This window comes from Variovorax boronicumulans NBRC 103145, from assembly GCF_001591345.1.
Classification (GTDB): Bacteria; Pseudomonadota; Gammaproteobacteria; order Burkholderiales; family Burkholderiaceae_C; genus Variovorax; species Variovorax boronicumulans.
Window position 1 is genome coordinate 1 of record NZ_BCUS01000193.1, and the last position, 7,151, is coordinate 7,151.

Here is a 7,151-nt window from a genome sequence, read left to right on the forward strand (position 1 = left end):
CGCCACTGCGCGAGCGACCGGGGCGCCTGCGCGCCGCAGCGCACCGCCATGTCGGGCAGGCCCACGGGTTGCGGCCAGTGGCCCAGCGTACGCAGGCTCTGGCCTGCGCCCTGCGCCTTCATGTAGTCGATGAGCGCCCAGGCATCGGCCGCGTCGAGCGGGCCGCCGAAGCCGGGCATGGCGGCGGTGCCGTGAAGCACGCGCCAGAGCAGGTCGCCATCGGCGCGGCGCCACAGCAGCGGGCCGGTGAGGTTCGGCGGCCACACGGCGAGCGAAGCGGCCAGCGGTCCTTCACCCTTGCCGTCGGTGCCATGGCAGCTCACGCAGTGCTGCGCGTAGAGCACGCGGCCTTGCGCGATGGACGTGGCCGTGAAGCCGGTCGGCGACGCGTGGAAGCTCGCCGGCGTCGCAGGCACGAGCACGACGTTCGCGTGGGGCCAGGGCGCGGCGATCAGCAGCATCGGCACCAGCGCGAGCAGGTACCAGCGCGAGCGCCGCCAGAGCAACGCGATCAACAGCAGCAGCACCGCCACGCCGACGCACGCCAACGTCCATGCGAGGCTGCGCGCCTGCCCCAGGTCGATCAGCAGGTTCTCGCCCGACAGCCGGTGCGCCCACGGCCACGCCGGCTGGCCGTTCACCTTTTGCACGAGGCCGAGCGCATCGAGCACGCGCAGCAGCTGCAGTTGGGCGCCCTGGAGCAGGTCGATCAGGAAATTGAGCCAGTCGGCTTCCGGCAGAGCGTTCATATCTGTTCAAGGGGGCCGCCGCGCACGGCCGCCCGAAGCGGCCGGCCCGCCCCCGGTAGGGGGTTGGCGAAGCGACACGAAGTGCGCGCAGCCTGGGGGCGAGCTACATCTACCAGGTGGCGCCGAGCCCCAGATGGCGCAGCGCTTCGTGGCGCAGTTCAGCAAGACGCGCATGGCCACGGTGGCGCGGGTACGGCAGGTCGACCACCAGCTCCGCCGCGATGCGCGCCGGCCGGTCGCTCAGCACGATCACGCGGTTGGCGAGGAACAGCGCCTCTTCCACGTCGTGCGTCACCAGCAGCGCCGAGAAGCCCGCGCGCTGCCACAGGTTGACCAGCTCGCTCTGCATCGCGATGCGCGTGAGCGAATCGAGCTTGCCCAGCGGCTCGTCGAGCACCAGCAGCTGCGGGTCGTTGACCAGCGCCCGCGCCAGCGCCACGCGCTGCGCCATGCCGCCCGAGAGCTGGTGCGGAAAGGCCTTGGCGAAGTCGGTGAGGCCGACGAGCTTCAGCGCTTCGTCGACACGCCCGCGCTGCGCCTTGAGCACGCCACGCGCCTGCAGGCCGAGCGCCACGTTGTCCCACACGCTGCGCCAGGGGTAGAGCGTCGGGTCCTGGAAGACGACGATGCGCGACGGGTCGGGCCGCGTGATGGGTGCGCCGTCTTGCGTGATGCGACCGGCGGTGGCGGGCTCCAGCCCGGCCACGAGGCGCAGCAGCGTCGACTTGCCGCAGCCGCTCGGCCCGAGCAGCGCGACGAACTCGCCGGGCTTCACCGTGAGATCGATGTCGTCGAGCACCTGCAGCGGACCTGCGGGCACGTCGAACCAGTGGCTCACGCCATGGATGTCGATCTGCGCGCCGGCCTGGCGCACACCCGCTTCGGCTTGCGCGGTGGCTACCATTTGACGGTCCCCTTCTGCCACGACAGCACGCGGTCGCGCACCTTGAACAGCAGCGTGATCAGGCCCGAGCACAGCAGCGCCATGACGATCAGCGCGGCGTACATGTTCGAGTACGAGGCCCAGCCCTGCGCCCACGACAGGTAGAAGCCCAGCCCGGCCTTCACGCCCATCATCTCGGCCGTCACCAGCACCGAGAAGGCAGCGCCCAGCCCCATGAACAGGCCCACAAACACCTGCGGCAGCGCGGCGGGAATCGCCACGCGCAGCACCAGGAAGCGCTCGCTCGCGCCCATGGTGCGCGCCACGTCGTAGTAGTTGCGGTTGACGCCCGCCACGCCCGACCAGGTGAGCACCGCCACCGGAAAGCCCGTGGCCAGCGCGATGAGGAACACGGCCGCCGCGTAGCTCGACGGAAAGAAGAAGAACGCCAGCGGCAGCAGCGCCGAGGCCGGCACCGGCCCCACGAAGCGCAGCACCGGATGCACCCAGTAGCCCGCGATGCGCGACCAGCCGATGGTCACGCCCGTGAGAAAGCCCGCGAGTGCGCCCAGCACGAAGCCGTGGGCCAGCAGCCGCGCCGAATGAGCCAGGCTTTCGCCGAGGCGCCGCCAGTCGTCGATGTAGGTTTCGATGAGACTCTGCGGCGGCGCGAAGAACGGCGTGGGCAGCAGCGCGAGCTTGGCCGTCGCGATCTCCCAGATCGCGAACAGGACCGGCAGCGCCACCAGCCACGGCCCGGCCGGGCGCAGCGTGCGCGCCACGCGGCCCGCGCGCGTGCCGAGCAGCGCCACGAGCAGCAGCACCGCACCGATGGCAATCGCCGCAATGCCGAATTCGTCGGTGTAGGCCCAGTCGCTGAAGCCCACGGCCTTGTTGGGCCAGTAGACGGTGAGCAGCCCCAGCGCAACCCAGCCCGCGCTCGCGAGCGCGCCGGTGCGCCAGAAGCCTTCGGCGGGACGCGCGAACACGGCGGCCGGCGCGGCCTTCTCGATGCCAGGGCGGCGCCAGTGCCCCGGCGCTTGCGGTGGTGCCTCGAGCACCCGATCGATGACGGCGCTCATGCCAGCGGATCGAAAGACACGTGCTCCGCGAAGCGCACCGGGTCGGTGGTCTTCTTGAGCACGCCGACGCCGCGGAAGTCGCGCGCGTAGAACTCCACCTCGTCGCGCAGCTTGCGGCCCAGCGGGTGGTGGTTGTGCGTGAGCGTGCCCAGCAGCGCACGCAGGTCTTCGACCGGCACCTTGGGCGAGTACTTGGCGAAGAGCTTGGCCGATTCGTTCGGGTTCTCGGCCACGTAGTCGGAGGCCTGCGCAATGGCGCGCACCAGCGAGGCGACGGTGGCCTTGTCCTTGCGCACCAGCTCGCCGCGCGCGCCGACGATGCAGCAGACCTTGTCCTTGTACTCGCCCGAGAGGTTGCTCGCGAGCTCGACGAAGGTGCCCTGGTTGCGCTTCTCGATCAGGTACACGTTCGGGTCGCCGTCGGCAATGGCGTGGATCTCGCCCTTCTTCACCGCGATGTCGAGCAGGTCGGCCGGGTACTGGCGCCAGGTGACGTCGCGGTCGGCGTCGATGCCGTTCTTGGCCAGCAGGATCGAGAAGAAGTTCTTGCCCGGGCTCGCGATGTCCGACACGCCGATGATCTTGCCCTTGAGGCTCGCAAGGCTGGTGGCGCCCGCGTCCTTGGCGCCCACCAGGCGCACGCAGCCGCCGTGCGAGCTGCCGACGATCTTCACGTCGAAGCCCGATTCGAGCGGCTTGAGCCAGCGGTGGATCATGCCCACGGCCGCGTCGGCCTTGGCGGTGGCGAGCGATTCGAGCAGCTGGTCGGTCGAGCCCGTGTAGTTGATGAGGTCCACCTGCAGGCCGTTGCGCTCGAAGTAGCCGCGCTCCTGCGCCACCACCACGGGCGAGAGGCAGAACGCGGCGGCGTTCCAGGCAAAGGTGAGCTTGCGCGCTTGCTGCGAGAAGGCCTGCGAGGCAATGAGGCCGCCCGAGGCGACCACGGCGGCGGCGGCGCCGGTGCGCAGCACGCTGCGGCGGGAAAGGGATGCGTTCATCGGGGAAAGGCTCCGGGGGTTCGTCGTCATTGTCAAAGCAGGAGTTCGGGTTCGGCCTCGACCAGGCCTTCGTACAGGCTGTCGAAGGAATGGATGGCGCCTTCGGGCCCGCCGATCTGGCCGTGCGTGTGGCGCGCGGTGGCTTCGTCGATCGGCTGCGGCGTGCCTGCCGCCTCGGCCAGCAATTGCGTGTGGCAGGCGTTGTCCAGCGCGATGTACCACCACGCGGCGGCCTCCACGGTGGGGCCGGCCGTCAGGATGCCGTGGTTCTTGAGGATGGCGCCCTTTTTGTCGCCCAGCGCGCGGGCGATGCGATCGCCCTCGCTGGTGTCGACCACCATGCCGGTGAAGTCGTCGAACAGCGCCACGTCGTCGTGGAACACGCAGGCGTCCTGCGTGAGCGTGTCGAGCTTGCGGCCCAGCGTGGACCAGGCCTTGCCGTAGGTCGAGTGCGTGTGGGCGGCGGCCACGATGTTCGGGTTGTGCTCGTGGATCGCGGCGTGGATGGCGAAGGCCGCCTTGTTGAGCGGCCGGTCGCCGACGACCGTCTCGCCCTTCGAATTGACGAGCAGCAGGTCGGACACCTTGATGCGCGAGAAGTGCACGCCCAGCGGGTTGACCCAGAAGTGGTCGGTCAGCTCGGGGTCGCGCGCCGTGATGTGGCCGGCCAGGCCCTGCGCGAAGCCGAAGCGCGCGAACAGGCGGAAGGCGCCCGCCAGGCGCTCCTGCCGGTGGCGGCGCTCGGCCTGCACGGTGGGGCGCGGCGGGATGGGGTCGAACCAGTGCTTCTGCTGCGGGTTCGCGTGCAGCTTCAGCGGCTGGGCCGCGTGGCGGTCGATGGACAGGACGGCGCTCATGGCTCAGGCCGCCTTGCGCTGCGACTGCAGGCGCTGCGCGACCAGTTCGCGCGTGCGCGGAATCAGCGCGCGGCCGTAGTCCGTCGCGTCTTCGAGCGGATCGAAGCCGCGGATCAGGAAGGTCGTCACGCCGAGGTCGTAGTAGTCGAGCAGCGCGTCGGCGACCTGCTCGGGCGTGCCGACCAGCGCGGTGCTGTTGGAGCGGCCGCCGATCTCCTGCGCGACCGCGGTCCACAGCCGCTTGTCCAGGCGCGAGCCCTTCTCGGCCGCGGCCAGCAGGCGCTTGGCGCCTTCGCTCTGTTGCGGGCCGCCGCGGTTGTAGCCCTGCACCACGCGCAGGCGTTTCGTCTCCGCCAGGATGTTCTCGGCGCGCGCCCATGCGGCCTCTTCGGTGTCCGCCAGGATCGGGCGGAACGACACCGAGAAGCGCACGCTGCGCCCATGCTTCGCCGCCTCGGCGCGCACGCGGGTCGTGAGTTCGCGCGCCTGGTCGAGCGACTCGCCCCACAGCGCGTACACGTCGGCGTACTTGCCCGCGACCGGGATCGCCGCCTCCGACGCCCCGCCGAAGTACACGGGCACGTGCGGCTTGCCGTGGCGCGTCTGCACCGGCTTCACTTCGGAGAACGCGTTCTGGAAGCGGTAGTGCGCGCCTTCGTGGTCGAAGGGCTTCTCGGCCGTCCACACCTTGTGCAGCACCTCGAGGTATTCGTCGGTACGGGCGTAGCGCTGGTCGTGGTCGAGCCAGTCGCCGTCGCGCTTCTGCTCTTCGTCGGAGCCGCCCGAGATGTAGTGCACGCCGAGCCGCCCGCCGCTGAACTGGTCGAGCGAGGCGAACTGGCGCGCCGCGAGCGTGGGCGCCACGAAGCCCGGGCGGTGCGCGAGCATGAAGTGGATGCGCTCGGTCACCGAGGCCGCGTAGGCCACGGTGAGCGTGGCGTCGGGGCTGGTGGAATGGTGCGGCACCAGCACGCGGTCGAAGCCGGCGTTCTCGTGCGCCTGCGCGAAGGCGCGCACGTAGTCGCGGTCGATGGCCGGGCCCTTGGCGGCGTGGATCTCCGAGACCTTCTGGCCCTGGATCATGCCGATGAATTCAACGTCGTTCTGGCTCATGGTGTCCTCGTGGATGCGGATGGAATGAAGGGGTCAGGCGGCGGGCAGCCGCAAGAGGTTTTCGAAGCGGCGGTCCCACAGCGGCTTCACATCGGCCGGGCCGTCGAGCACGCCGATCTTCTGGAAGGTGTCGGCCACGTCCTGGTGGCTGCGCACCACGGCGTCGGTGACGGGGCCCAGGCTGTAGTCGCCGCTGCGGCCGTTGAACAGCTCGACCAGGTCGCCCACGGGCACGCGCGTCTCGGCCGACTGCGCGCGGGCGTAGGCCAGGAAGTTGCCATTGATCCAGGCGAACGCGCGCTGCAGGCGCTGCAGCAGGTCGCCCAGCGCCGCGCGGCGCAGCGTGTCGTCGAGCGCGCGCGGGTTGGCGTAGATGGGGAAGTTGCCCGACAGGTAGCCCACGCCGGTCTTGAGCGTGCGCGCGCCGTACTGGGTGCGCGCGAGCTGGCCGTTGTAGCCGTAGATGGCCCAGGCATCGAGGTCGCCGCGCGCAAAGGCCGAGAGGCCGTCGGCCGGCGTGAGGCTCACGGGCTGGATGTCGGCGAACGACAGGCCCGCTTCGGCCAGCTGCTTGGCCAGGTAGTAGTGCGAGGTGGTGGCGCGCACGTAGCCCACGCGCTTGCCCTTGAGGTCAGCGATGCTGCGGATGGCCGAGTCCTTGCGCGCCAGCGTGGCCTGGTTGTTGAGGTCTTCGTGCGTCACGGCCACGAGCCGCACGCTCGACTTCTGCCGCGCCGCGAACACGGGCGGGATCTCGCTGCCCGATCCCAGGTCGAGCGCGTCGCCGTTGATGGCCTCGATGTGCAGCACGCCGTTGTTGAGCTCGCGCCAGTCGATCTTGTAGGGCGTGTCGGCCTGGCCCGAGGCCGTGAGCAGCGGGCGCCACAGGCCCTTGTAGGTGCCCACGCGCAGCGTCACGCCCGACAGGTCGCGCGACGGCGCGGCGGCCTGCGCCACGCCCGAAGCCGCCACGCCCCATGCGGCGGCGGCCTGCAGCAGGCGGCGTCGGTCCAGCGGGAAATCGGGTGTCATGCCTTGTGTTCTTTCTTCTTCACTCACTCACGAGGAGAAGCGAGACCGTACCGAGACGGACCCCGAAAACGAACGCAGAAAAACGAATTTGGATATGCGCGATGCATCCTTCGCGCGCTGGCAGCGGGCCTTTACCGTGCGGGCACCATGAGTGCACTCCCCTTGCGCCGCGCGCCGGCCGTTCCCGACACAGACACCCCGCCCTCCGTCGATTCCGCCGTGCTGGCCCGCCTGTCGGACCAGTTCGCGTCCACGGCCGAAGACCACGACCGCAGCGGCGCCTTTCCGCGCCAGAACTTCGAGGCGCTGCAGGCGCACGGCCTGGTCGGCCTCGTCGCGCCCGTCGCATACGGCGGCGGCGGTGCCACGCTGGCCACGGCGCGCCGCGTGATCGCGGCGGTGGCGCGCGGCGAGCCCGCCACCGCACTGATCCTCAC

At 70.5% G+C, this 7,151-nt stretch carries 8 protein-coding genes; 1 reads left to right on the plus strand and 7 read right to left on the minus strand.

The features are described 5' to 3' along the window. The 7 genes from VBO01S_RS30070 to VBO01S_RS30100 all read right to left on the minus strand — a co-directional run. Positions 1–749: c-type cytochrome (locus tag VBO01S_RS30070; RefSeq protein ID WP_157627518.1), on the minus strand; the 749-nt coding region annotated here is incomplete at its 3' end. A 109-nt stretch (positions 750–858) separates the two neighbouring features. Next, positions 859–1,653 carry an ABC transporter ATP-binding protein gene (locus tag VBO01S_RS30075; protein WP_062482525.1) on the minus strand — a complete coding sequence of 265 codons (795 nt, stop codon included), beginning with the start codon at positions 1,651–1,653 and terminating at the stop codon, positions 859–861. Continuing rightward, the gene (locus tag VBO01S_RS30080; protein WP_157627520.1) at positions 1,647–2,714 is read right to left on the minus strand and encodes an ABC transporter permease; all 1,068 of its coding nucleotides are present in this window, start codon (positions 2,712–2,714) and stop codon (positions 1,647–1,649) included. The genes VBO01S_RS30075 and VBO01S_RS30080 overlap by 7 nt, the downstream gene beginning before the upstream one ends. Beyond that, a complete protein-coding gene (locus VBO01S_RS30085; protein ID WP_062482528.1) occupies positions 2,711–3,712 on the minus strand; it encodes an ABC transporter substrate-binding protein in 1,002 nt (333 codons plus the stop codon). The genes VBO01S_RS30080 and VBO01S_RS30085 overlap by 4 nt, the downstream gene beginning before the upstream one ends. A gap of 32 nt (positions 3,713–3,744) precedes the next feature. Then, a complete protein-coding gene (locus VBO01S_RS30090) occupies positions 3,745–4,569 on the minus strand; it encodes a class II aldolase/adducin family protein (RefSeq protein WP_062482531.1) in 825 nt (274 codons plus the stop codon). Between the two features lie 3 nt (positions 4,570–4,572). Beyond that, on the minus strand, positions 4,573–5,682 hold the full coding sequence (locus VBO01S_RS30095) for an LLM class flavin-dependent oxidoreductase (protein ID WP_062482534.1): 1,110 nt from the start codon (positions 5,680–5,682) through the stop codon (positions 4,573–4,575). A 33-nt stretch (positions 5,683–5,715) separates the two neighbouring features. After that, a complete protein-coding gene (locus tag VBO01S_RS30100) occupies positions 5,716–6,714 on the minus strand; it encodes an ABC transporter substrate-binding protein (protein ID WP_062482537.1) in 999 nt (332 codons plus the stop codon). 147 nt (positions 6,715–6,861) lie between these two features. On the opposite strand from VBO01S_RS30100, the gene VBO01S_RS30105 reads away from it, so the two are divergent. Beyond that, a partial coding sequence (locus VBO01S_RS30105; RefSeq protein WP_174543715.1) for an acyl-CoA dehydrogenase family protein occupies positions 6,862–7,151 on the plus strand: 290 nt, incomplete at its 3' end.